This is a genomic window from Janthinobacterium sp. TPC_1 (genome assembly GCF_056037845.1).
In genome coordinates, this window is sequence record NZ_CP195157.1 from 4,851,754 (window position 1) to 4,877,473 (window position 25,720).

13 protein-coding genes and 4 pseudogenes are annotated in these 25,720 nt (G+C 63.0%); 7 read left to right on the plus strand and 10 right to left on the minus strand.

The features are described from left to right. Positions 1-38 precede the first annotated feature (38 nt). From ACQVLG_RS23645 to ACQVLG_RS23680, 8 genes and pseudogenes are all read right to left on the minus strand, one after another. Entirely contained in the window at positions 39-740 is a 702-nt protein-coding gene (locus ACQVLG_RS23645; RefSeq protein ID WP_474291240.1) for a response regulator transcription factor, read from the minus strand. A gap of 7 nt (positions 741-747) precedes the next feature. Then, entirely contained in the window at positions 748-2,145 is a 1,398-nt protein-coding gene (locus ACQVLG_RS23650; RefSeq protein WP_474291241.1) for a sensor histidine kinase, read from the minus strand. A 106-nt stretch (positions 2,146-2,251) separates the two neighbouring features. Continuing rightward, positions 2,252-3,946 carry a ShlB/FhaC/HecB family hemolysin secretion/activation protein gene (locus ACQVLG_RS23655; RefSeq protein ID WP_474291242.1) on the minus strand — a complete coding sequence of 565 codons (1,695 nt, stop codon included), beginning with the start codon at positions 3,944-3,946 and terminating at the stop codon, positions 2,252-2,254. Positions 3,947-3,953: 7 nt separating this feature from the next. Continuing rightward, a complete protein-coding gene (locus ACQVLG_RS23660) occupies positions 3,954-5,354 on the minus strand; it encodes a YDG domain-containing protein (protein ID WP_474291243.1) in 1,401 nt (466 codons plus the stop codon). A 257-nt stretch (positions 5,355-5,611) separates the two neighbouring features. Then, positions 5,612-11,980 (minus strand): annotated as a pseudogene (locus ACQVLG_RS23665) (YDG domain-containing protein); the annotation flags it as partial. Between the two features lie 60 nt (positions 11,981-12,040). After that, positions 12,041-12,979, minus strand: coding sequence for a tetratricopeptide repeat protein (locus tag ACQVLG_RS23670; RefSeq protein WP_474291244.1), 939 nt, complete (start codon positions 12,977-12,979; stop codon positions 12,041-12,043). A 28-nt stretch (positions 12,980-13,007) separates the two neighbouring features. Beyond that, positions 13,008-13,853, minus strand: a complete 846-nt coding sequence (locus tag ACQVLG_RS23675; RefSeq protein ID WP_474291245.1) for a phage tail protein — start codon at positions 13,851-13,853, stop codon at positions 13,008-13,010. Between the two features lie 49 nt (positions 13,854-13,902). Continuing rightward, positions 13,903-15,168, minus strand: a complete 1,266-nt coding sequence (locus tag ACQVLG_RS23680; RefSeq protein WP_474291246.1) for a lipase family protein — start codon at positions 15,166-15,168, stop codon at positions 13,903-13,905. Positions 15,169-15,692: 524 nt separating this feature from the next. Here ACQVLG_RS23680 and ACQVLG_RS23685 point away from each other — a divergent pair. From ACQVLG_RS23685 to ACQVLG_RS23695, 3 genes and pseudogenes are all read left to right on the plus strand, one after another. Continuing rightward, positions 15,693-16,730, plus strand: coding sequence for a zinc-dependent alcohol dehydrogenase (locus ACQVLG_RS23685; RefSeq protein WP_474291247.1), 1,038 nt, complete (start codon positions 15,693-15,695; stop codon positions 16,728-16,730). A gap of 83 nt (positions 16,731-16,813) precedes the next feature. Then, on the plus strand, positions 16,814-17,506 hold the full coding sequence (locus ACQVLG_RS23690; RefSeq protein ID WP_474291248.1) for a hypothetical protein: 693 nt from the start codon (positions 16,814-16,816) through the stop codon (positions 17,504-17,506). A 234-nt stretch (positions 17,507-17,740) separates the two neighbouring features. Then, positions 17,741-19,686 (plus strand): annotated as a pseudogene (locus ACQVLG_RS23695) (FTR1 family protein). Between the two features lie 96 nt (positions 19,687-19,782). On the opposite strand, the gene ACQVLG_RS23700 reads toward ACQVLG_RS23695, so the two are convergent. Continuing rightward, entirely contained in the window at positions 19,783-21,435 is a 1,653-nt protein-coding gene (locus ACQVLG_RS23700; RefSeq protein WP_474291249.1) for an amidohydrolase, read from the minus strand. Between the two features lie 606 nt (positions 21,436-22,041). Between ACQVLG_RS23700 and ACQVLG_RS23705 the strand changes: the two genes are divergently transcribed. Further along, positions 22,042-22,446: a ribonuclease domain-containing protein gene (locus ACQVLG_RS23705; RefSeq protein ID WP_230537683.1), complete on the plus strand. Its 405-nt coding sequence runs from the start codon at positions 22,042-22,044 to the stop codon at positions 22,444-22,446. A 114-nt stretch (positions 22,447-22,560) separates the two neighbouring features. Here the strand turns inward: ACQVLG_RS23705 and ACQVLG_RS23710 are convergent, their stop codons facing one another. Further along, positions 22,561-22,944: a gamma-glutamylcyclotransferase family protein gene (locus tag ACQVLG_RS23710; RefSeq protein ID WP_474291250.1), complete on the minus strand. Its 384-nt coding sequence runs from the start codon at positions 22,942-22,944 to the stop codon at positions 22,561-22,563. 84 nt (positions 22,945-23,028) lie between these two features. Between ACQVLG_RS23710 and ACQVLG_RS23715 the strand changes: the two are divergent. From ACQVLG_RS23715 to ACQVLG_RS23725, 3 genes and pseudogenes are all read left to right on the plus strand, one after another. Next, positions 23,029-23,656: pseudogene (locus ACQVLG_RS23715) on the plus strand (TetR/AcrR family transcriptional regulator). Positions 23,657-23,748: 92 nt separating this feature from the next. Continuing rightward, positions 23,749-24,559 (plus strand): annotated as a pseudogene (locus ACQVLG_RS23720) (oxidoreductase). A gap of 33 nt (positions 24,560-24,592) precedes the next feature. Continuing rightward, positions 24,593-25,600, plus strand: a complete 1,008-nt coding sequence (locus ACQVLG_RS23725) for an NADP-dependent oxidoreductase (RefSeq protein WP_474291251.1) — start codon at positions 24,593-24,595, stop codon at positions 25,598-25,600. Positions 25,601-25,720 lie beyond the last annotated feature (120 nt).

The following is a 25,720-nucleotide window of genomic DNA, read 5'->3' on the forward strand; positions in this document are numbered from 1 at the left end:
ATAATCGGTCATTAATGGCCCACGGTGCCGCATTCCGGCTATGAGCATTGCGCGGGTTCCCCCTCCACCAGGGCGATCTCGCCAGCGAAGCAGTATCCGACTGAATGCACGGTACGGATGGGGATATCGACGCCGGTCCGGCTGACGATTTTGGCACGCAGACGGCGCACCAATGAATCGAGCGAGCGGCCGCTATGGTAGTCATCGCGCTGATACAGCTTGCTCAAAATCGTCTTTTTTTGTACCGGCAGACCAGGCCTGCTTGCCAGCAATTCGAGAAACATCAATTCCTTCAGACTCAGCGCCACCTGAACATCCTGGGCCAGATGCAGTTCCCACTGCGTAGAAAAGACAGTCCACCGGTCCGGGATTTCCGGCACTTCCACGCCCGCTTTCTTGACCCGCTGCGCCATGCTGGCGATTACCGCCGACAATTCGCGGCAATCCACGGGCTTGACCAGGTAATGGTCTGCGCCAGAGCGATAACCTTTGAGCTTGTCGTCTATCGCGCTGCGGGCGGTCAGGATGATGATGCCCATATTGGTATTGGCTCGCACATATTCGGCCAGCACGTAACCATCCTGATCCGGCAGGCCGACATCGATCACGGCTATCTGACAATCGCATTTCGGCAAAGCCTGATAAAACTCGGCCGCATTGCGGACGGCGATGATATGCATGCCATTCAGTTCCAGCCATTCCACCACGCTATCGCGCAAATCCTCATCATCTTCGACCAATAACACTCTAATATTCGATGGCACCGCTTTGCGCCTCCTCTATCGGCAATGGTAAGGTGATCGTCGCTGAAGTGCCGCCGCCAGGACGATTCGCCAGAAATATGCTGCCCGCATGTTGCGCAATGATGCGCCGTACCAGATACAGGCCGATGCCGCTGCCGGCGATGAAACCGGTGCGGCTGCCACGGAAATACTTGCCATAGACCAGATCGAGCTCATGTTCTGGAATACCGGTGCCATTGTCGTCTACCGTGAGGAACAATGCAGCATTATTTTTCCGCAATTGAATACTGACCAGCCCCTGTTTCGGCCCATATTTGATCGCATTATCGAGCAGATTCAACAGTGCAGTCTTCAGCAGCTTGCGGTCTCCATGAAAAACGATCGCTTGCGCATACGTCAATTCCAGTTGCGGCGCACGCTCGCTCCAGAAGTCGCTGGCTTCTTCGATGACACTGCGCAGAAAGTCCGGCATGAGAATCGGTTCGCAGACGATATCCGCTTTCCCGTCATGATGCTGATCCCTTTGCAGTGCGGTTTCTGCCACTTCCAGCAGCCGCAATACCGCGCGCTGCATTTTTTCGAGGTTGGCAGCGAAGTGCCGGCCGCTGGACTGATCTTTATTTTGCAGAATATCCAGATTGGTGCGGATGACAGCCAGCGGCGTACGGTATTCGTGCGAAAACATCTGCACGAAGCGTGTCTGATTTTCCAGCGCTTCCTGCTTGGCTTCCAATGACAGCAATAGTTGATGCTTGATGCGCTCAAAATACAGCAGCAGCAAGGCCGGGAAAAATAACAAGGTGCCGGCGAGCGGTACCAGATAAACGGTGATGATATTAATCTGGGACAGCAATGCGGCACTGACGGTTGCAGGTTTGCAGAGTAAAACGCCGAGGCGCAATACATGCGCAGCAATCAGCATCAATAAACCGGCAATTGCCATTTCGCGGGCATAGCCAAGCTTGCCGGAAGCGGCTTCAGGATTACGTGCCAATAACGTTTGCAGGCACAGTATAAAAACCAGAACCAGGCTGGCGCTGCTGAGGCAGGCACGGGAGGAAAACTCCGCTTTATTTTCTATTAATAGAAAATATAAACATGCAAACAAGGCGACAAGAAAATATGCCCAGCGGCTGATGGGTTTCCCAAAAAAAGCTCTCAGCCCGACCCACACGACGACACAGCCAGAAAACAATGCAGTATTTCCCACCATTAACAGCAAGCCTGGCGGGCGGAAAGCGTTGAGTATGATGATGGTCATTCCTGCAGCGGTCAGCACCCCGGACAGGGCCCACAGCCGCGTATAACGCTCGGTGGGTGCGGCAAAATAGACGCCTATCATCGTCGCCGAAATGCATAACTGTGTAAGGGACAAGGCAATGCTGGCTGTTTGATGATCCATGGGGACAGTTTGTTCGGGGAGCGTAAGAAGGCCGCCGGATGAATCCGCCGGCCCAGGCGGCGGCCATTAGCTTGCCTATCTTACCAGATCGGCAAGGCCCAAAAAATCAGAAACCCTTGCCCGCGACCAGCCACGCGCGCACCGACGACGGCCTGGCCAGCATGGACGGCACCGCCCCCAGGCGCGTTGCCACGGAAACGCTGGCGCGCCACTGGCCGGGGCCGGCCCAGTTCAGGCCGACACCGGCGCCGGACAGGGTCGCGCTATTCTCCGCCCGGGTCCAGGGATGGCGGTTGACCTTGACATGGGCACTGTCAACAAACGCCAGCACTTGCCATTTCCCGAACGGCATCGCCCCCAGGTCATGGCGCATTTCCACCGTGCCCACATAGCCGGTGTCGCCGGATAGTGCGCCGCTGTCATAGGCGCGGACAGTGTACGGGCCGCCGGCAGTCATTTTTTCGGCAGAATCAAGATTGCCATCGGCCCATTGCCCACTGAAGTTGAGGTACAGCGAGTCGCGCGGCGTCAGCCACTGCAAACGGGCGATATTCGCATTCCACTTGGAAAAGCCGCCGCCGGTGCGGGCGGTAGCGGCATCGGCTGCCGCCGCCGATCCATTATCGAAGCCGCCACGCCCGCTGGTCCAGCCCAGACTGGCAATGCTCATGCCGCCGCCCAGCAGGCCGTCGCGCAGATCGCCGTTCACGCTCGCGATCCAGTTATGCAAATGCCGGTCGGTACGCAGGCCGCTGACATCGATATGATCGCGCAGATTTTTGGCATCGTATTGCAATTGCGCATAAACGTTGAATTGCTTGCTGCGTATCAATGGCTGTTTCGCCCACAGGCTGGCCACCCTGGCAGTACCATTCGCATCGAGCGCCCTGGCGGTGCTGCCCAGCTTGTAATGCAATGCCGAATACGCGCCACCGATCCGGGTTCCCTGGCCGTTGAGCAAGGTGTCGTATCCCAGCCGGCCATAGTTCATGCCCTCGCCCGTGCTGACGAGGTTAGCGCTCAGGATATCGCCATGATGAAACGGGTTGACGATATTAAAGTTGCCGCTCAGGCGAGTGCGCCCGATGTAGCGGCTGCCGTAATTGTCCAGCGAAATGTTCGCCAGGGGAACCCTGACGTAGCGGGCCTCGACATCCATATCGGCCGTACCGACCGCCGAGCCCGGTTTGAGAACCGCATTCACGCCCACGCCCGGCACATCGGACAGCAGCAGCAAGGCATGATCGAGGTCGGCATCGGCGATCAATTGCCCGCCGCTGAGCGGCGCCAGGCTGGCCTGGAGCAAGGCGTCGCCGACTTCGCTGCGGTTGTTGAGCCGGACTTTGCCGTAGTGCGCCTCGACGACCTGAATCAAGATGACGCCGCCGGTAATCGACTGGACGGGAATGATGGCGCGCGACAGTGGAAATCCACGCTCCTGGTAATAGGCCGTGATGCGCCCGGCCAGCTCGTCGAGTTGTGGCAAGGTCAGGCTTTTACCTTCCTGGTCGGCAAGCAGCGCATGCAGCGTCTCGGTGGAAAACGCGGTATGGCCGGTGATGCGCAGCGCCGTCACCTGAATCGGCGGCGACGGCGGCAAGCCGGCATCGCTCTTCGGTTTTACCTCGAGCGTCGGCGCATTCGGCTTCGCGGCGGCAGGAAGCGCCGGTTGCAATTGTTGCAAGATGGATCCCGCATTCGGCGTCGTTTGCGGATCGGCGGCATAGGCATCGAGTGGCACCAGCAACAAGGCGGCGTACAGGGGCTTCATCAACATGGGTTGCTTGAATAGGGTGGTCATGTGGTTCTTATTCTGTGATGCTGGTGGCGACGAGCGGCAACTGTATGCCGCCATTTTGAATGTGCAGCATCGGCGCAGGCGTGCCGAATCCTGTCGTGGTGTTGAGCAGCGGCGCGCCGGCCGCTTCTTGCGCACGCCCGGCTTCGCCGCTCCGCTGCACCACGAGTGTCGTGGACAGGTTCAATGCCTGCGGCTGCGCCAATGCCTGCGGCGGCAAGACGGACGACTGCACTTGCGTTACCGCGCTCTGGATCTGCTGCAGCTGCGTGGCGTTGACCTTCACGTCCGGCGTGACGGGCGTGACGACAGGCGCGGCCTTGATGCTGGCAAAGGCGCGCGCTTGTCCGGTAATGATGTAATTGCCGGCATCGGCCCCGCCATAAACAGTGTGCAGATCAACGGCCTTGCCGTCGCCGGCGGCCGCGTCAGCGAACTGGCCGGTCGCGGCCAGCGTGATCACATCCGAAGCGAACTTGCCCGCCAGCATGGCATTGCCCGTATAGACCGTGGCCCCCGTGGTGGTGGCGTCATACACCTTGTCGGCCGCCGTGATGCCGCTGACCGTCATCGATGCGGGCGTAATGCTGGCGGTCAGCACCTTGCCATCGACGATATGGTAGTTGCCGGCGTCCGCGCCGCTCAGCGCGTAGCCGCTGATGGTCACGGATTTGTTGGCGCCGACATGTTTATCGGCGAACCTGGCAGTGCGCGTGCCACTCAGCGAGACGCTGTCGCCCAGCATGACACCGGAAAGACTGGCGGTGCCGTTCATCGCCGCCGCAGTCGTGGCATCGTAGACCTTGTCTGCGATAGATAAGCCCGCCAGCGACAGCTCGGCCTTGCTGATGGTGGCGCTCAAGCCTGTCGGCTGCGTGACGACGTAGTTGCCGGCGTCAGCCCCGCCCAAACTGAAACCGGAGACGCTGACCGCCTTGTTCGCACCGGCATCCTTGCTGGCAAAGCTGCCGATACCCCGCCCTGCCAAAGCGAGCTGATCCCCTGCCATCATGCCGGAATACGCCACATTGGCCGTATTCAGGGCCGCCGTCGTCGTCGCGTCATAGGTTTTGTCCATGGCGCCGATGCCGGTCAAAGTGATGCCTTTGGCCGTCACCGTATAGCTGCTGCCGGCCGTGCCGAGCGCATTGTAGTTGCCAGACAAGCCGCCATTGCCGCTGCTGCCCAGCACGAGGCCGGTGGTGCTGTCCAGCGCCGAACCCGTTTGCACGTTCTTGCTGGCCAGATTGCTGGCATCGCCGGCGCCGCCGACGCTGAAGGTCTGTCCCGCGACGCCCGTGGCCGTCAGCGTGCCGCCCGCCACCGCAGTGCTGCCGTCATAGGTCTTGCCGCCGGACAGAATCAGGTCGGCCTTGTGGATGGTGGCCGTCACGCTGCCCGGCTGCACCACGTTGTAATTGCTTGCATCCGTACCCGTCAGCGCATAGCCGCTGACGGCGACGTGCTTGCCGCTGCCGGCGTTGGCGTCGGCAAAGCTGCCGCTGCCCGTGCCGACGACGAAACGTTATCATTAAGAAAACCACTGACCGTGGCCGTGCCGCTCAAGGTCGCGCCGGTGCCCGCGTCATAGGATTTGTTCAAGGCGCTGACGCCGGACACCGCCAGGTCGGCCTTGCCGATCGATGCTGTCACGCCGGTCGGCTGCGTGACGACGTAGTTGCCAGCGTCCAGTCCGCCCAAGGTGAAACCGGAAACGCTGACCGTTTTATTCGCGCCCGCATCCTTGCTGGCAAAATGGCCGATACCGTGCCCTGCCAAAGCGAGCTGATCCCCTGCCATCATGCCGGAATACACCACATTGGCCGTGTTCAGGGCCGCCGTCGTCGTCGCGTCATAGGTTTTATCCGCTGCGCTGATGCCGGACAGCACCAATTCTGCCTTGTTGATCGTCGCCGTCACGTTTGTCGGCTGCGTGACGACGTAATTGCCGGCATCAATCCCGCTCAAGGTGAAACCGGAGACGCTGACGGTTTTATTCGCGCCCGCATCCTTGCTGGCAAAATGGCCGATACCCTGGCCGCCCAGGCTCAGGCTATCCCCCGCGATCATGCCTGAATACGCCACATTGGCCGTATTCAGGGCCGCCGTCGTCGTCGCGTCATAGGTCTTGTCCACGGCGCCGATGCCGGTCAAAGTGATGCCCTTGGCCGTCACCGTATAGCTGCTGCCGGCCGTGCCGAGCGCATTGTAGTTGCCGGACAAGCCGCCGTTGCCGCTGCTGCCCAGGACGAGGCCGGTGGTGCTGCCCAGCGCCGCGCCCGTTTGCACGTTCTTGCTGGCAAGATTGCTGGCATCGCCGGCGCCGCCGACGCTGAAGGTCTGCCCCGCCACGCCCGTGGCCGTCAGCGTGCCGCCCGCCACCGCAGTGCTGCCGTCATAGGTCTTGCCGCCGGACAGAATCAGGTCGGCCTTGTGGATGGTGGCCGTCACGCTGCCCGGCTGCACCACGTTGTAGTTGGCCGCATCCGTGCCCGTCAGCGTGTAGCCGTTGACGGCAACGCTCTTGTTGCCGCCCGCGTTGGCGTCGGCAAAGCTGCCTGTCCCCGTGCCGACGACGGAAACGTTGTCATTAAGAAAACCGCTCACCGTGGCCGTGCCGCTCAAGGTCGCGCCGGTGCCTGCGTCATAGGTTTTGTTCAAGGCGCTGACGCCGGACACCGCCAGGTCAGCCTTGCTGATTGTCGCACTCAAGCCTGTCGGTTGCGTGACGACGTAATTGCCGGCATCAATCCCGCTCAAGGTGAAACCGGAGATGCTGACCGTCTTGTTGGCGCCGGCATCCTTGGTCACAAAGCTGCCGACACCCTGGCCGCTCAGGCTCAGGCTGTCGCCCGCGATCATGCCGGAATACGCCACGTTCGCCGTATTCAGGGCGGCCGTCGTCGTCGCATCATAGGTTTTGTCCACGGCGCCGATGCCGGTCAAAGTGATGCCCTTGGCCGTCACCGTATAGCTGCTGCCGGCCGTACCCAGCGCATTGTAGTTGCCGGACAAGCCGCCGTTGCCGCTGCTGCCCAGGACCAGGCCCGTGGTGCTGCCCAGCGCCGTGCCGGCCTGCACGTTCTTGCTGGCAAGATTCGACACATCGCCAGAGCCGCCGACGCTGAAAGTCTGTCCCGCGACGCCCGTGGCCGTCAGCGTGCCGCCCGCCACCGCAGTGCTGCCGTCATAGGTCTTGCCGCCAGAGAGAATCAGGTCGGCCTTGTGGATGGTGGCCGTCACGCTGCCCGGCTGGACCACGTTGTAGTTGCTGGCATCCGCGCCCGTCAGCGCATAGCCGCTGACGGCGACGTTCTTGTTGCCGCCGGCGTTGGCGTCGGCAAAGCTGCCTGTCCCCGTGCCGACGACGGAAACGTTATCATTAAGGAAACCGCTCACCGTGGCCGTGCCGCTCAAGGTCGCGCCGGTGCCCGCGTCATAGGTTTTGTTCAAGGCGCTGACGCCGGATACCGCCAGGTCAGCCTTGTTGATCGTCGCGCTCAAGCCGGTCGGCTGTGTGACGACGTAATTGCCGGCATCGATCCCGCTCAAGGTGAAACCGGAAACACTGACGGACTTGTTCGCGCCGGCATCCTTGGTCACAAAGCTGCCGACACCCTGGCCGCTCAGGCTCAGGCTATCCCCCGCGACCATGCCGGAATACGCCACATTCGCCGTATTCAGGGCCGCCGTCGTCGTCGCGTCATAGGTTTTGTCCACGGCGCCGATGCCGGTCAAAGTGATGCCCTTGGCCGTCACCGTATAGCTGCTGCCGGCCGTGCCGAGCGCATTGTAGTTGCCGGACAAGCCGCCGTTGCCGCTGCTGCCCAGCACGAGGCCCGTGGTGCTGCCCAGCGCCGCGCCCGTTTGCACGTTCTTGCTGGCAAGATTGCTGGCATCGCCGGTGCCTGTGACGCTGAAAGTCTGTCCCGCCACACCCGTGGCCGTCAGCGTGCCGCCCGCCACCGCTGTGCTGCCGTCATAGGTCTTGCCGCCGGACAAGACCAGATCGGCCTTGTGGATGGTGGCCGTCACGCTGCCCGGCTGCACCACGTTGTAATTGCTTGCATCCGTACCCGTCAGCGCATAGCCGCTGATGGCGACGTTCTTGCCGCTGCCGGCGTTGGCGTCGGCAAAGCTGCCGCTGCCCGTGCCGACGACGGAAACGTTATCATTAAGAAAACCACTGACCGTGGCCGTGCCGCTCAAGGTCGCACCGGTGCCTGCGTCATAGGTTTTGTTCAAGGCGCTGACGCCGGACACCGCCAGGTCAGCCTTGCTGATCGTCGCGCTCAAGCCGGTCGGCTGTGTGACGACGTAGTTGCCGGCATCGATCCCGCTCAAGGTGAAACCGGAAACGCTGACCGTTTTATTCGCGCCCGCATCCTTGGTCGCAAAGCTGCCGACACCCTGGCCGCTCAGGCTCAGGCTGTCCCCCGCGATCATGCCGGAATACGCCACGTTCGCCGTATTCAGGGTGGCCGTCGTCGTCGCGTCATAGGTTTTGTCCATGGCGCCGATGCCGGTCAAAGTGATGCCCTTGGCCGTCACCGTATAGCTGCTGCCGGCCGTGCCCAGCGCATTGTAGTTACCGGACAAGCCGCCGTTGCCGCTGCTGCCCAGGACGAGGCCCGTGGTGCTGCCCAGCGCCGCGCCCGTTTGCACGTTCTTGCTGGCAAGATTGCTGGCATCGCCGGCGCCGCCGACGCTGAAGGTCTGCCCAGCCACACCGGTGGCCGTCAGCGTGCCGCCCGCCACCGCAGTGCTGCCGTCATAGGTCTTGCCGCCGGACAAGACCAGATCAGCCTTGTGGATGGTGGCCGTCACGCTGCCCGGCTGCACCACGTTGTAGTTGGCCGCATCCGTGCCCGTCAGCGTGTAGCCGTTGACGGCAACGCTCTTGTTGCCGCCCGCGTTGGCGTCGGCAAAGCTGCCTGTCCCCGTGCCGACGACGGAAACGTTATCATTAAGAAAACCGCTGACCGTGGCCGTGCCGCTCAAGGTCGCGCCGGTGCCCGCGTCATAGGTTTTGCTCAAGGCGCTGACGCCCGATACCGCCAGGTCGGCCTTGTGGATCGTCGCGCTCAAGCCGGTCGGTTGCGTGACGACGTAGTTGCCTGCGTCCAGCCCGCTCAAGGTGAAACCGGAAACGCTGACGGTCTTGTTCGCGCCCGCATCCTTGGTTGCAAAGCTGCCGACACCTTGGCCGGCCAGGCTCAGGCTATCGCCTGCAACCATGCCTGAATACGCCACGTTTGCCGTATTCAGGGCGGCCGTCGTCGTCGCGTCATAGGTTTTGTCCACGGCGCCGATGCCGGTCAAAGTGATGCCCTTGGCCGTCACCGTATAGCTGCTGCCGGCCGTGCCCAGCGCGTTGTAGTTGCCGGACAAGCCGCCGTTGCCGCTGCTGCCCAGGACGAGGCCGGTCGTGCTGCCCAGCGCCGCGCCCGTTTGCACGTTCTTGCTGGCAAGATTGCTGGCATCGCCGGCGCCGACGACGCTGAAAGTCTGTCCCGCGACACCCGTGGCCGTCAGCGTGCCGCCCGCCACCGCAGTGCTGCCATCGTAGGTCTTGCCGCCGGACAAGACCAGATCGGCCTTGTGGATGGTGGCCGTCACGCTGCCCGGCTGGACCAGGTTGTAGTTGGCCGCATCCGTGCCCGTCAGCGCATAGCCGCTGACGGCAACGCTCTTGTTGCCGCCGGCGTTGGCGTCGGCAAACGTCCCCGTGGCGGAGCCGCCTGCCAGCGAAACGATATCGCCGCCGACCAGGTCCGACGACGAAATGCCTGCCCCCGTGAGCGTGGCGGTGGTCGTGCCATCGTAGGTCTTGTCGCTGGCGGAAACGCCGCTGACGTTGATGCTCTTGGGCGTGATCGTCCCCGTCTTGCTGTCGAGGCCGTTCAGGTAGTAGTGCTGGCCATTATAGGCAACCGTGGTGCCGCCGCCAGTGAACCTGACGCCGGTGATGGTCACGGCCTTGTCGGTGCCGGCATTCTTGTCGGCAAAGCTAGCCGCCTGGCCGGCGGCAGTATCGAGCGTCAGGCCGGTGGGCATGGCCAGCAGGCTGCTGACCCCGGCCAATCCGGCGGTCGTCGTGCCGTCATAGACCTTGGGAGCAATCGAAGCGTTCAGATTGACGGCCATATAGGCGGTCAGCTGAGCTGGATTATTGATGTACGGGGTAAAGTCCGCCGGGGTGCTGTAGCTGCCGGGGTTGTAATAGATGCTGACAGTGCCGGCATTATTTGCAAGGAAAATATTGCTATCAATGGCGGAAAGGTCGTCAAAAAAGACTGTGCCCGTGCCCCTGGCGCCATTGTCGGCCTTCAGCACGATATTCACCGCCCCTTCAGCCACGATGCCTCCGCCAAGATTGCCGATTGCTCCCCCATAAGAAACATTATTCGTCAATTTGAACTGCACATTGCGATAGGCACTGAGCGTCAGCGTCGTGTTGCTGGTCCAGTTAGGGATGGTGGGATATCCAATGACGGAGTAGTCATTGCCGTAACCGATACCGTCGAGGATGATGATATCGCCATTGCCGGGCTTGCCAGGGGTACACGTCGTGCCCGTGCAACTGGCGGAAGCGCCTGTGGTCTTGATGGTCACATTGCCGTTATTGAGCGCCGTCGACAGGACGCGCGTATCGACATTGATGCCGTAGTCATTTCCCCAGATGCTGGCATTGCCGATCAGGATATCATCGGGGTCCAGCAGCCATTCCCCCGCCGCGCCATGCGGCGCCGCCGTACTGACGGAGGCGCTGGCGTTGACCTTCAAGGCCTTGCCCGAGGTCTCCACCTTGCCGCCATTGCCCGACACCGCGCCGCCACGCGCCGTGATGCTGCCATTGAATTGCGTGCTGTTATCGGACCAGACGGCGACATTGCCGCCATTGCCGCGGCTGATGGCATCGGCCTTGATCGAGGCGCCGGCGTCGACGATGGCCGTGTGCGCGCGTTGCTCGCTGCCGCTGCCAAGAAAATTGCCGCCGATCAAAGCCGTGCCGCCGCCCTCGCCTGACACATCAATCGCGCTGCCCGCCGCCAGCTTGACCGTGCCGCCAAGCACCTTCACGCTGCCGCCGCCCGCGCCGCCGCTGCCGGAAGCATCGAGCGTGCCGCCATTGCTTGCGGTGCCGGCATTGCCAGCCGTCAGCACAATGGAACCGTTGACGTTCTGCACGCTGCGCGCCTGAATAATGCCGGTGTTATTGATCACGCTGGCCACCAGCGCATCCCTGGCACCGGCCGAGAGCCAGACCGCGCCACCGTCGGCTTTGATGAGGCCGCCGTTTTCGGCCAGGTTGTTCAGCGTGCTCTGCTTGACCTGCAGATTGACCAGGCTATCGCCGGAAAACGACAGCGTGACGTCGCTGCCCGCGCCCAGCGCCGCCGCACCCGCTGCGGCGTTGATGGTGCCCGTATTGCTGACCGTATTGCCGATGAAGGCAACATAGCCGCCCTTGGCGGCATTGATCGTGCCCTGGTTGACGATGCTGCCCGTGCCGCTGCCGCTGAAATGGCGCGTCGCGCCGCCCAGGCCGGCATCGCTGATGTCGAGCGTCGAGGCCACCAGGCCGCCCACGTTGATTTGCGATCCGGCGCCGAACAGCACGCCATTCGGATTGATCAGGTAGACCTGTCCATTGGCGTTGAGCTGGCCAAAGAAGCGGGTGGCATTCGTGTCGGCGATGCGGTTGACGGCAATGGCGCTGGCCGACGGCTGGACGAAATTGACGGTTTCCTGGCTCGTGGTGTTGAAAGACTGCCAATTCAATGACAGGTTCTGGCTCGCTTGCGTCACCGTGGTGGTGGCGCCGCTCTGGCTGATGGTGCCGTTACCGGCTGTCACCTGGCCGCCTGTCGGCCCCGCCATGGCAACTGGGGTGGCCGCCAGCAAGGCGCTGAACACGAGGCTGCGATTCGCCGCCTTGCCCCGGCCCTTCGTGCGTTCCGGGACGATGACCCATGCATGGTGCACATGGCTCCAGATGAGTCGATAGATTCTGTTCATAGAGGCATGACGCATGATGGTTTTCTCTGGTTGGCGGCGCCATGCGCGGATGGCATGCCGCTTGTTATATATGTATTAATTTGCGGAAAATCGGCCCAGGTGCTCGGCGACCCGGCGGTCCAGCGCAGGCTTCCACTGTGCCGGCATGACTTGATTGACCAGTTGCGCAATCCGTTCGATCTCGGCCAGTTCCGCGGTATTTTTCGTGGTGGCTTGGGCAGCGCTGTTCCACATGTAAATCTTTGCCAGGCTGGCCGGCGTCAGCGCGCCAGTGGCCGGGTCGGGCGCGCTGTTGGCGTACAGGATGGCCACCGGCAAATAGGCCGGCGCATAGCCTTCGGAGGCCGCATACTCCAGCCATGACAGGGCCAGCGCCAGGTTGACATCGCCGCCCTCGCCCTGCCCCAGCATCACGCCCAGGCGGTATTGCGCCGGATGGTTGCGGTGTTCCGCCGCCTGGCGATACCAATGACGCGCGGCCGCCAGGTCTTGCGGCACGTCCGTGCCATCCTTGTAATAGTCGGCGATGCGCAGCATGGCCGGCACCGACCCGGCCTGCGCCGCTTGCGCGCACAGCCCCAGGCCGTGCCAGACATCCTTGCCGACGACCTGCCCGCCGATATACAGTTGACCAGCCGAACAGAGCGCATAGGCGATGCCCGCTTGCGCCGCCTTGCGGTACCACGCTTCGGCCGCCTTGCCGTCGGCCGCCTGGCCGATGCCCGCAGCCAGGCAATCGCCAAAAAACTGTTGTGCAGCGGGAATGTTGCCCTGCGCCGCCTTGCCGAACCAGCCGCAGGCGGCTGCCCCATTGCGCGCACGCCCCCATCCTTCGCGTTCGATCAAGCCCAGATTGAATTGCGCCAGGGGATTGCGGGCGGCGACGCGCGCATACTCCTTGTAGGCGAGTCCGTAGTCCTGGGTGGCCAGCGCCTTGTCGGCGCGCTTCAGCTCAGTGCTGAGGTCGCGCGGCGCGGCGCCGGCCTGTGGCGCGGCAAGCAGCAGCGCGGCCATTGTTGTAACGGCAAGAATACGCAAAGTGCTAATCCCTGTTTGGATACAGGCCATTGGAGGCCGCGATGTAATACGTCAAGGCGATAAAAGATGGCCGGATATCGATTGCATCGCCACTTCCGACGGGAAGCGTCTGGCCGCTGGCCGTTGCGGTGCCGCCGATGACGCCGTCCAGCGCCTGACCAACCGTAGTCACGGTTCCCGCCATGCCAGGCAGCGTGACCGAAACGGTGCCGCCGGTGATAGCACCGGCATTCAGTGTCGCATCGGGTGCCGCCGAGGAATAAATGTTGGAGGACGCAGAGATTGCCTTGCCCAGATAGGCGCCCGATGGCGAGGAGCCACCATTGGCGCTACCGGACACATTCATTTTCAAGTCCGCTACCGTGCCTGTCGCAACGGTACTGGGAATGAGTGCCGTGCCCGTCAGCGCAGGCAAGGCCACGCCGACCTTCAGCTTGCTCAGGTCGACGGGAACCGCGGCCAGCGCGAACGTGTGGGGCGGCAGTTGTGCAACCTTCAATTTGATCGCATTTGCACCGCCCTTGTCGCCAGCCATGTAGTCCTCGCCGTTGGCGCCGATGATGAACTTGCCGCGCAGGTCAGGCAGCTTGAACGTCGTCTGGGTAACGACGCCATAAGCGTTACCAATCAGGGAATACAGTGCCACATTGGTATTGATATACATATCGCGTCCGTCAGCCAGCACATACTGCCGATTGAAACTGCCGAAATTGTATGGCACGGCCATGATGCAGATGCTCGCCAGGACAGGGCTGTCGGAACAGGCAAAACTGTTGGGCGCCCAGGCTGCCGATACGATGCCGGCGATCAGTGCGGCGCGAGAAAAGTGTTTCTTGACTACCGATTTCATTTTTTATTTCCCCTTGATGTGAAGCAAACGTAGATGTGCAAGGCGGGCCTCAGGCTTCCTGCCCCGTCGCCAGTGGCGCCGCTGGCCGCAGCCCGCTGCCCGCATCCGGGTGAGGGATCTTTTCCAGTATTTCGACGATCTCCGCGATACGGCGCGTGACATCCTTGAATTCGCTAACGCCAGGAACAGTTGGCCCGTGCTCGATTGCCAGAAAATCCGGGCCGAGTATCTCTTCGATGTACGTCTTGACATGCTGCACCCCGGCCATGGTCAGGTACGCCGCGGCGGTGGCAGGGGCAGGCCCCGGGGGGGCGCCTGAAAATACGGCGCCCGGCAGAGCGGCGTAGAGCGTTTTCGAGGCGGTGGAATCGGCCAGGGCAAGCAGCACCACGCCATATATCTGTTCCGGCAGCTTTACCCCGCCTTCGGCATCGGAATTGCCGTAAAGGGTAGGCAATTGCAGCAGCGTGCCCAGGGCCCAGGCATGCGGCACGATATCGTACTGATTGTGGATCAGGACATTCCAGCTCTGCCAGGCTTTGCCGCCCGCGGCCTGGCGCGGAAAGGCATCGGCAAAGCGCCTGGAAAAGCTGGTATTGCCGGGAGAGGCGCCCGCGGTCGGATAAACCCGTACCCGCTCGAATCTGGACAAGGCGCCGTGTTCCTTCAGGTACAGGGCAAAAGTCGGCGCCAGCGCGCCGGCAAGGCTATGCCCGGTGAAGATCATGCGCGTCCCGGCGCTTGCCGTGCCATTGAGCTGCCCGATAAAATCGGCAAGGCTGCTTGTTCCATGGGCGGGATCGGTCGGCGTCAATGCGGCAATGTGCCGCACGCCAGTCGCCGTGCCTTTGGAAATGAGCGGCATGGCGGAATTGGGCGCAGCGGCAACGGCAAACGGCATGGCCGGATCATATTGCGCCCAGCTGACGGTGGACGACACCGTAAAATCCTCCACGATCCAGTCGTAGCCGGAGATGAAATTGGTGGCCGCAATGGCAACCACATAGGCTGCGGCTGTCGTTCCATCCTCGAACGCGACTTCCGGATTGTAAAAGACAACGGCGGCATTCTCTGCCACCCGGGACTTCGCGCCGCGCCAGACCGCCGGCCCCCAGACGATTTCCCAGCCAGTCCCCAGGCCTGCCGAGACCACCGGCTCAGGCAAGGCGGCCTGGATATTGGCCGCCAGCTGGGCTTCCAGCGGGTCGCCATGCGTGCCCGGAACATAGCGGTCCCTGGCGATATAGTTGGAAGCCAGATTCGATAATAAGGACAGGGCAAACGTCTGTTGAAAAACATCAAAATGTGCTGACATGGTCTCTTTCTATGCCAAGAACTTCGTGAATAAGACGGTATTCGCCGGGTAAAAAATCATGCTGTTTTTATATGCGGCTTTCATTGCGGTGCCCAGCGAGTTCTTTTGATTTATTTTTATCGCCAGCCAGGGATGGAAAATCGGCTTGAATAATGTACTTTTTATCTTTCCATTATCTTTCCGTCCCTGATTTGCTTAGTATAGTGACTCCGTTACTTAAATAACAAACCACCAATACCCACCAGAAGTGACCAATTGTGACGGTGGCCGCCTCCTTCCCATTGGCAGCCGCGCGGTGCCGTCCCTTGGTCGGCGCCATCCGCTCGGCGGCATAGTGCGTACGCTGTTTTAAATAAGGGGAATTTATCCGAAACCGCATTCGGGGCATTGAATGTGGCGCGTTTTAATATATTGATGTAGATCAATCTATTTTCGAATTGCATGCAGCAAAATGTGACCATACGCAAATGTCTGTTGAACAGACTATGGCAGCACTATGCATGATCAACTTGATAAGGAATGATATGACACCCACAACCATGAAAGCCGCCGTTGTCGAGCAACTGGGCCAGCCGCTGGTGCTGCGCGAGGTTCCGGTGCCGGTGCCCGGTCCCGGCCAGATCCTGGTCAAGACGGAAGCGTGCGGCGTGTGCCACACGGACTTGCATGCGGCGCGCGGCGACTGGCCCGTCAAGCCGACGCCGCCGTTCATTCCCGGCCACGAAGGCATCGGCCTGGTGGTGGCCGTGGGCGCGGGCGTGACGGAAGTGCAGCTGGGCGACCGGGTCGGCGTGCCCTGGCTGTACTCGGCTTGCGGCCATTGCGAACATTGCCTGGCAGCCTGGGAAACCGTGTGCGCCGAGGCGCAGTTCGGCGGCTACACGAAGAACGGCGGCTTTGCCGAGTACATCCTGGCCGATCCGCGCTACGTCGCGCACATTCCGGCCGGTCTTTCCGCCGTGCAAGCGGCACCCATCATCTGCGCCGGCGTCACCAGCTACAAGGGCATCAAGGAAACGGGCGCGCGGCCCGGCGAATGGCTGGCCGTGTCCGGCATCGGCGGCCTGGGCCACCTGGCCATCGAATACGCGCTGGCCATGGGCTTGCGCGTGGCGGCCGTCGACATCGATGAAGGCAAGCTGGAGCACGCGCGCGCCCTCGGCGCCGAAGTCACCATCAACGCCCGCCAGGGCGACCCCGTGGCGGCCTTGCGCGAAGCGACGGGCGGCGGCGCGCACGGCGTGCTGATCACGGCACCGTCGCTCGACGCCTTCCAGCAAGGCGTGGCGATGACGCGCAAGCGCGGCACCTGCGTATTGGTCGGCTTGCCGCCGGGCGACTTCCCGACGCCGCTGTTCGACGTCGTCGCCAATTGCGTGACGATACGCGGCTCTTTTGTGGGCACGCGCCAGGACATGGCCGAGGCGCTCGCCTTCGCCGCGAATGGCAAGGTCAAGGCCGACGTAGAATTGCAGCCGCTGTCGGCCATCAACGAGGTCTTCAGCCGGCTGGAACATGGCAAGGTCGCCGCGCGCGTGGTGCTCGATTTCAGCGCCAACTGAGCGGCACGCCAACTGCGCCGGTGTGTCGTGCGACGGCAATTAAATTTTTGTTACTATAATTGCATATCATAAAGGACACACCGATGAAAATATCTCTTGCTGGCTTGCTGGCCTGCGCCGCCCTCGCCTTCTCCGCCCCCGCCAGCGCGGCCGAACCGGCCGCGTCCTCCCTGCCCGGGCATTATTACCTGCAAGGCGTCATGGAAGTAGGTTCCGAACTGCTGCTGAAAAAGGACGGCAAGTTCGAATGGATGCTCAGTTACGGCAATACCGACGAGCAAGCCAGCGGCGAGTGGCGCGTTGCCGGCGACCTGGTGACCCTGGTGGCGGGCAACGGCGGCCAGGAGCCGCAGTTCCGCCTGTTCGAGGAAAACGAAATGCGCATCCAGAAACCCGCCGAAGCGGGCCTGTGGGTAGCCATCGTCGGCTTTCCCCAGCTGGGGCCGATGGCCGGCGTGGAAGTGAAGTTCGAGGCGCAAAGCGGCAAGACGGCCACGGCCGTCAGCGTGGCGAACGGCGACGCCATCGTGCGCATGCCGGCGTCGGAGCGCTGGGCGCGCGCCGGCTTGCGCCGCCAGGGTTCGAAGGCCGGCTATCAATGGCTGGCCGTGCCGCCCGAACGCGCCAGGGACCGCCTCGCCGCCTTCGCCGTCACCGACGCCAAGTGGCTCCAGGGCCAGGCTTTCCAGAAGCTGGCCTTGCGCGTCGTCAAGGGCGGCCTGAAAGTCGACGATGCGGACAATGGCCTGGCCAGGGGCCTGTACACCAAGCAGTAGCCTGAAACGGCAATCCCGGCCAGACCGCCACGGCAACTGGCCGCGCACGTCCACCACGACCTTCATCCTCTCCTCCCTGCCGGCCGGCGCCAGGCCGGCGCCAGGCCGGCGCGCCGCACGGCCGGAATCGACCATTTCCACGCGCAATTCAGTCCGCGCGCACCCGCGCGCCGTTGACACTGCGCACCGTCTGTCCTATAGTCGCCGGGTTAACAAGAAATGAGAATGAGAATCATGTTCATTAAAATACGGAAATGGCTCGCCTGCTATCCCCTGGTGGCCGCTACCCTGCTGCTGGGCGCAAACGCGCAGGCGCAGGCGACGGATCCTGGCGCCGGCGCCAAGCAATTGTGGCAATTGATCGATTATGTTGCCGTCGATTACAGCGGTGCCGTCGAGCACGGCAAGGTGGTCAGCGAAGCGGAATACGCGGAAATGCTCGACTTTACCGATAACGCGCGGCAACGCAGATCGCCGCCCTGCCCGCCCACGCTTCACAGGCGGCCATCGCCGCCGCCATCGCGGACCTGCGCAAAGCCGTCGTCGCCAAGGCGGACGGCGTGGAAGTCAAGCGCCTGGCGCACCACGCGAACGGCTTGCTGATTGCCGCCTACCCGATCCCCGTGGCGCCGAAAGTACTGCCCAACCTGATGCGCGGCGCGGCCCTGTATGCGGCCCAGTGCGCCTCCTGCCACGGCGTGGCCGGCGGCGGCGATGGTCCGCTGGCGGCCAGCCTGGAGCCGAAGCCGATCGCCTTCACGGATGCCGAGCGTGCCCAGTCGCGCAGCGTGATGGCGCTGTACCAGGTCATTTCGCAAGGCGTGGCCGGCACCTCGATGGCCAGTTTCGGCCAGCTGTCCGAGAACGAACGCTGGGACCTGGCCTTCTTTGTGGGCGGCATGTCGCACGACGCGGCGGCGCACAGCCACGGCGAAAAGCTGTGGCAAGACGATCCACGGGCCAAACAACTGTACGCGGACCTGGCCGCCGTGACGACCGTGACGCAGGAAGCGGCGGCCGCCAAGCTGGGCGCGGATGAGGCGCATGCGCTGACGGCGTACCTGCGCAGCCACCCGGACAAGGCCGAGGCGCACAAGCCCGCGGGCCTGGCCCTGTCGCGCCTGCGCCTGGCCGAAAGCCTGGCCGCCATGCGCGCGGGCGACCGCGCGGGCGCCACGCGCCTGGGCCTGTCGGCCTACCTGGACGGTTTCGAGCCGATCGAACCGATGGTGGGCGCGCGCAACAAATCCCTGCTGCTGGCCGTGGAAAACGCCATGCTGGCCTACCGTTCCGCCGTTGCCAAGGGCACGGTGGCCGACGCCGAGGCGGCCGGTGAAACGCTGCAGCAACTGTTCAGCCACGTGGAAGCGGAACTGGGCGACGCCAAGGCCGACCCGATGACGACTTTTGTCGGCGCCCTGACGATTCTGCTGCGCGAAGGCGTGGAAGCGCTGCTGATCGTGATCGGCATCATCGCCTTCCTGCGCAAGGCCAAGCGCAGCGACGTCATGCCCTACGTGCATGGCGGCTGGATCAGCGCGCTGGTGGCGGGCGCCCTGACGTGGGTGGCGGCAACCTATCTGGTGACCATCAGCGGCGCCAGCCGCGAGGTGAGCGAAGGGCTCGGTTCCGTGTTTGCCGCCCTGGTCCTGCTCAGCGTGGGCCTGTGGATGCACCAGAAGAGCAGCGCCGGGCGCTGGCAGGAATATTTGCACGAGAAACTCACGGCGGCCATGACGCGGCGCTCCGCCTGGGGCCTGTTCGCCCTGGCCTTCATCGCCGTCTACCGCGAAGTGTTTGAAACCGTGCTGTTCTATTCCGCCCTGGCGGCGGACGGCAACGGCGGCGCCCTGCTGGGCGGTTTCCTGGCGGCCATCGTGCTGCTGGTGGTGATCGCCTGGGCCTTGCTGCGCACCAGCGCCCGCATGCCGATTGGCAAGTTCTTCTCGTGGACGTCCGCCTTCGTGGCCGTGCTGGCCGTGATCCTGATGGGCAAAGGCGTGGCCGCGCTGCAGGAAGCGGGCTGGGTCGGCGTCACCCCCGTCGATTTCATGCGCATCGACTTGCTGGGCATCCTGCCCACGGCGGAAACCCTGCTGGCGCAGGCGGCCATCCTGGCCATCATCGCCACCGGCTACGGCTGGAACCGCTACTCGGCAGGCAAGCACAAGCTGGCCTGAGCTTGAAGCTTCATCCCTGAAACGCGCCGGCACGGGCGTTTCCGCCAGCCCCCGATCGCTGCCTGCAGCCATCGGGGGCTGTTGCATTGCGGCCGCTTACTGCGCCATGGCGCCCGACGACTTGTTGTTGCCGTGTACTTTCACTCCCGCCAGCCAGGTCTCCTCCACCGCGATGTCGCGCAGCTTGCGCACGCTTTCGTCCAGCGGGTCTTGCGCCAGAATCACCAGGTCGGCCCGCTTGCCGGCTTCCAGCGAGCCAACCAGGTGATCGAGGTGGGAGTGCCAGGCGGCATCGAGCGTGACGGCGCGCAAGGCCGCCATGCGGCTCAGGCACTCGTCCTGGTTCAGCACCTCTTTCCCTGGTGCGGCTTCCATGGTGCGGAACACGGCCTGCTCCATCATGCGCAAGGGCCCCAGCGGCGAGACGAAATGGTCCGAATGCAGGCTGATGCGCATCCCGGCATTCAATGCCGACTGGCAGCGGTCCAGCATCTGGACCCGCTCCTGGCCAAAAATGGTGCGCTGGAAGGTGTGTCCCCAGTAGCCGACGTGACCGATGAGGAAACTGGGGTTCAGTTGCAGTTCCGCCATCTTGTCGATTGCCGCGTCATCCAGCAGCGATGCGTGTTCCACGCGCAGCCGCAGCTGGCGCCGCTTTTGCGCCTCCTCTTCGCTGAGGATGCCCGGCCGTGGCGTCAAGACCTGCCGGTAGCTGTCCAGCACATAGTCCACCGCCTTGTCGCCGTTGGCGTGCACCAGCACGGGCCAGCCGTGCCCCACCGCCTTGTCCAGCATGCTGGTGAACACGGATGTCACGGGATAGTTGCTCAGGCCAGTGTCCGGCACCCCGGGCACGGAGTGCTCATGCGCACAGGCATAGGGTTCGTTCTGGTAGCCCGTCAAGCCCTGGTTCGAGCCATCCGCGATCAGCTTGATCGCCTTGATGCTGAAACGCTGGTCGCCGTGGCTGTCCAGGTCCGGCGTGTAGTGCTGCAGCCACTCGTCCAGCGCCTGTTCTTCGGGTTTGGTAAACAGCGCGGCGCCGATGCGCACGGGCCCGAGGAGGGCCGCCAGTTTCAGCAGGCCGATTTCCAGCTGCGGGTGCTCGGTGGCACCCAGGCCGGCATCGAATACGGTGGTAAGGCCCATGGCGGAAGCGCTGTCCAGCACCTGCTTCAGGCTGGCCACGAATTCCAGCAGCCTCGGTTGCGGCGCGGCCTGCAGCGCCTTGGCGATGTTGATCTCGGTCAGCACCCCGGAAGGGGTGTCCGTGATGCCAGCCGCGTTCAGCGCAGCGGTATTCAGATAGGCAAGGTGGCCGGACGAGTTCATCAGCAGGATGGGCACCGTGCTGCTGAGCGGGTCCAGTTGCGTGACGGTGATGTCTTCCCAATCGAGCATCAGCGACGGATCGACGCCGAAACCGAGCACCCAGGGCTTGCCACCCTTGTCTTTCGGCAGCGTGTCCGGCTGGTCCAGCGCTTTGCCGATCTGCCGGCTGATGCTGTGGAAACTGTACTCCGGATCCAGCTCCTGTTGCCGCGGGGGCTGCTGGAAGGGCGTGAGCGGCAGCCAGCTCCTGTACAGCGCGCTGGGCAGGACGTGCATGTGGGGTTCGACGAAGCCAGGCAGCAAGGTGCGGCCATCCAGATCCACCTCGCGCAACGCATGCGCCTGCATGGCCTGGCGCACGTCGTGCAGCGTGCCCGTGGCAATGATGGTGCCGCCGGCGATACCCAGGGCCGCCACCCGCTCGCTGCCGCCGCCGGCCAGGGGTGTGAATGATACCGTTATGGAAGATGGTGGCGTGCGGCGCCAGTGTCAGGGCGTGCCGGGAATACGCTTGTTGAAACGCCGCATCCAGTTCGCTACCGGGTGCGGTGTCCGGCAACAGGCCGGCGGTCCATGCCGGCAGGTGAGGCAGGTTGCAGCAGGCGCAACCGAGGTGCTCATGGCTCATGCAGATTCCTATCAGAAGTAAATGATTAACGAGAAAAGAATGAATGCATTCTTGATTCAAAATCTCTATAACTTCCTCATAGAATAACGAATTGACAATCAAAAAAACTCAAACTTTGTCACGCCCATGGAAATAACCACCGCTGACTTCGTCAATCTCCCCGCACCTTATTTATTTTTCTCCGCATTTTCCATGCCACCTGTTTTACCATTCGCTCCGCTCCCGTCCAGTTTCTAGCAAGCGGAAATGAAAATATTTTTCAGCACGTGACAATTGGATAGTAATATTTTCAAAAATTTAACTATATTCGATATTGCGGCGATGCTGCCGTTCGCCGGACACTGGCTGTATCACGAACTATTTCCATTGCATGCACCACTAACGAAAGTTTATCGATGAACGCTCAACGCACAACAATCTGGTCGCTGGGTCTTATTGTGGCAGGCGCCCTGTTATCTTCCCATGCCTATGCGGCGAAAATCCCCGACTGCGGCAAACGGGAACCGAGCAAAACCCTGCCCACCCCGAAAAACAGCGAATATGACGCCTACCGCAATGCGAAGGCGAGCGCGGTGGCCGGTGGTGCGGGCAATACCGTCTTCAATAACAATGAAGGCCGCCTTCCCGCCGCCGGCAAGGACGAGGTTTATTATGAATACTATCTGGGTATCGGCGGCGATGGCGGGGCCGGCTCGCATCGCGCCGTATTGCTCGTGCAAACACCGGCGGGCAAACGCAAGCTGGTCGAACGCTATTACACGCAGGACCACTATGCTTCCTTCTGCAGCCTGAAAAGCTAATCTGTTGATTTAAAAATCAGCGGCGCGCCGGAAAAATAGCGGCTGCCGCTTGATTCTCCGGCGCATTAAAATTGAGCCATTCGACTGCCTGCATGATTCCCCCCCTGCACTGCCTCACCGCGGCGCATCGCGCGCATCCACATAGGCCCAGGCTTGCATGCCCGACGCCAGGGTGACGCGCTCGCGCCGGTAATCGGCCACCTCGTAGCCGTCCGCCTGCCGCAATTCCTCAAGCGAGACAGCCAGCACGGCGCCCGGCACGCCATCCGTCGCTGCGCCGCGCGAGGCGATCGGATGATGCGTCTTGCCGCTGGTCGCCACCACCTGCGCATCAGAGATGGCCAGCAATGCCAGACGGTAGCCGGGCAAGCGGTCGGGCCGGCTGTCCAGCAATCGGCCGAAGGTGGCCAGTTGCACCTCGGGCTGCTGCAAGGTGCCGTAGGAAAACAGCTGTTCCGTCGCTGCCGCTGGAATAGTTGCCATTTGAATAGTTGCCATCTGTCGCTCCTGGTCGCATGTCGATAGCGTCTATCGTAGCGCCTTTTGCCGGCACAGGTCCTGCGCGGTTTTGAAAACTGCGATATGATGACCATCATGCAGAAATCATCCAACAAATCATCTGACAAGAAACCTTCGGCGCAAAGCCGCAAGGAAGCCACCCATGAACGCATCGTCGAGGTGGCCACGCGCGCCATCCGCCGCAGCGGCTATGCGGGCACGGGCGTGGCCGACATCATGAAGGAAGCGGGCCTGACGCACGGCGGCTTCTATGCGCACTTCGCCTCGCGCGACGCGCTGCTGGCCGAAGCGGGCGACCGCGCTGGCGCCGAAGCGGTGGCGCTGGCGGCCAGGGTGGCGGCTGCCGCCCCGCCCGGCCAGGCGCTGCAGGCCATGCTGGCCGCGTACCTGTCGCCCGCACACATCGCCGCCATCGAGCTGGGTTGCCCCGTGTCGGCGCTGGGTTCGGAAATGCCGCGCCAGGCGCCCGAGGTGCGGCGCGCCGCCACCATCCACATCAAGAATGATGATCGACCTGTTCGCGCGCCAGTTGCCGAACTGGGGCCAGCCCGAAGCGCACGCGCAAGCGATGGCGACGGTGTGCGCCATGATCGGCACCACCATCCTGGCGCGCGCCGTCGACGAGCCGGCCCTGTCGGACGCCCTGTGCGCCGCCACCCTGGCGCAGTTTCAAGATGCAAACCAGCCGTAACGCCCATGGCCCGGGTTCGCCCCGGGCTTTTTTTTCAAACTACAATATGACGATCATCATATTTTGTACTCTCCACCAGTGAAGGAACTGCCATGAACAACAAGAAGATTGCCCTGGTCACCGGCGCCTCGTCCGGCATCGGCGCCGCCTCGGCCCAAGGCCTGGCGCAAGCGGGCTACACGGTGTACGGCACCAGCCGCCGCGGCGACCAGGCGGCCGCATCCGGCCATGCGATGCTGGCGCTTGACGTCACCAGCGATGCCTCGGTCGCCGCCGCCGTGGCCGAGGTAATACGGCGCGAAGGCCGCATCGACCTGCTGGTGAATAACGCCGGCTTCGGCGTGGCCCCGGCGGGCGCCGAGGAAAGCAGCATGGCGCAGGCGCAAGCCATCTTTGACACGAATTTCCATGGCGTCGTGCGCATGACCCTGGCCGTGCTGCCGCACATGCGGGCCCAGGGCGGCGGGCGCATCCTCAATATCGGTTCCGTCGTGGGCTTCCTGCCCATGCCCTACGGCGCGCTGTATGCGGCCACCAAGCACGCCATCGAGGGCTACACGGAATCGCTCGATCACGAAATACGGGGCTGGGGCATCCGCGCCAGCGTCATCGAACCGGCCTATACGAAAACCACGTTCGAAGCCAATCTGCTGGCGCCCGATAGCCCGCTGTCCGCCTACCGGCAAGTGCGCGCGGACGTCACGCGCCGTCTGCAAGCGCTGATGGCCGGCGCCGATGGCCCTGGCGTCGTGGCCGATACCGTCCTGGCGGCGGCGCGGGCAAGCCGGCCGAAATTGCGCTACACGGCCGGGCCCGCTGGCGGCGCGCCTGCGCCTGATGCGCCGCTTCCTGCCCGCCGCGCTGATGGACGCGGGCTTGCGCAAGGACCTGCGCCTGGCCTGAGCGCCGCGCCTTTCACTATCCGAAGAGAACATCATGCGAGCATTGCAACTCAAACAATACGGCGGCCTCGATCACGTGGCGTTTGCCGACCTGCCCCGCCCCGCGCCCGGCCCCGGCGAACTGCTGGTGCGCGTGCACGCCGTGGGCCTCAATCCCATCGATAACCTGATTCCCAGGGGCGACTTCAAGCCGATCTTGAAAATGCGGCTGCCGGCCACCCTGGGCAGCGACCTGGCCGGCGTGGTGATGGAAGTCGGCAGCGGCGTCACGCGTTTTCAAGCGGGCGACGCCGTGTATGCGAGTATTTTCGACACGCCGCACGGCAGCCTGGCCGAATTTGCCGTCGTGCCGGAGCAGGCGGCCGCGCTGAAACCGGCCAGCCTCGATTTCGTGCAGGCGGCGTCGATTCCGATGGTGGGCTTGACGGCGTGGCAAGCGATGCACGAGCGCATGCAGCTGCGGCCGGGCCAGAAAGTGTTCATCCCGGCCGGTTCCGGCGGCATCGGCACGTTTGCCATCCAGCTGGCCCGGCACCTGGGCGCCCGCGTGGGCACGACCACCAGCACGGCCAACGTGGAACTGGTGCGCGGCCTGGGCGCCGATGAGGTGGTCGACTACACGCAGCAGCCGTTCGAGGAAGTGCTGCGCGATTACGACGCCGTGCTGGGCACGGTGCGCGGCGACGGCCTGGAAAAGGCCTTGCGCATCGTCAAGCCTGGCAGCCGCGTCGTCTCGCTGATCGGCCCGCCGGACGCCGCTTTCGCCCGCGCGCGCGGCATGAATGTGGTGCTGAAACTGGTGTTCGGTTTACTCAGCCGCAAGATCATCGGCCAGGCGCGGCGGCGCGGCGCCAGCTACGCCTTCCACTTCGTGCGTCCCGACGGCGGCCAGCTGGCGCAGATCGCCGCCCTGCTCGACGCGGGCACCATTCGCCCCGTCATCGACAAGGTGTTTACTTTTATTGAGGCGAAACAGGCGCTGGCCTACCTGGCGCAGGGCCGCGCACGGGGCAAGGTGGTGGTGCGGCTGCCCGTGCCTTGAACGCGCTGCGCCGCAATGGCATTGGGCGCCGTGATTATGTGTGAGTTTTGCGTTGGCAATTTCGGCCATACTCGTTGTCAACCCTTTACCTATTGATACCGGTCAACTTCAATAAAGGTA

What these genes read in the sequence shown, in the direction of transcription:
- ACQVLG_RS23650 (WP_474291241.1), bottom strand. Translation starts at nt 2,145, where the DNA reads ATGGATCATCAAACAGCCAGCATTGCCTTGTCCCTTACACAGTTATGC.
- ACQVLG_RS23655 (WP_474291242.1), bottom strand. Translation starts at nt 3,946, where the DNA reads ATGACCACCCTATTCAAGCAACCCATGTTGATGAAGCCCCTGTACGCC.
- ACQVLG_RS23670 (WP_474291244.1), bottom strand. Translation starts at nt 12,979, where the DNA reads ATGGCCGCGCTGCTGCTTGCCGCGCCACAGGCCGGCGCCGCGCCGCGC.
- ACQVLG_RS23675 (WP_474291245.1), bottom strand. Translation starts at nt 13,853, where the DNA reads ATGAAATCGGTAGTCAAGAAACACTTTTCTCGCGCCGCACTGATCGCC.
- ACQVLG_RS23680 (WP_474291246.1), bottom strand. Translation starts at nt 15,168, where the DNA reads ATGTCAGCACATTTTGATGTTTTTCAACAGACGTTTGCCCTGTCCTTA.
- ACQVLG_RS23685 (WP_474291247.1), top strand. Translation starts at nt 15,693, where the DNA reads ATGACACCCACAACCATGAAAGCCGCCGTTGTCGAGCAACTGGGCCAG.
- ACQVLG_RS23690 (WP_474291248.1), top strand. Translation starts at nt 16,814, where the DNA reads ATGAAAATATCTCTTGCTGGCTTGCTGGCCTGCGCCGCCCTCGCCTTC.
- ACQVLG_RS23705 (WP_230537683.1), top strand. Translation starts at nt 22,042, where the DNA reads ATGAACGCTCAACGCACAACAATCTGGTCGCTGGGTCTTATTGTGGCA.
- ACQVLG_RS23710 (WP_474291250.1), bottom strand. Translation starts at nt 22,944, where the DNA reads ATGGCAACTATTCAAATGGCAACTATTCCAGCGGCAGCGACGGAACAG.
- ACQVLG_RS23725 (WP_474291251.1), top strand. Translation starts at nt 24,593, where the DNA reads ATGCGAGCATTGCAACTCAAACAATACGGCGGCCTCGATCACGTGGCG.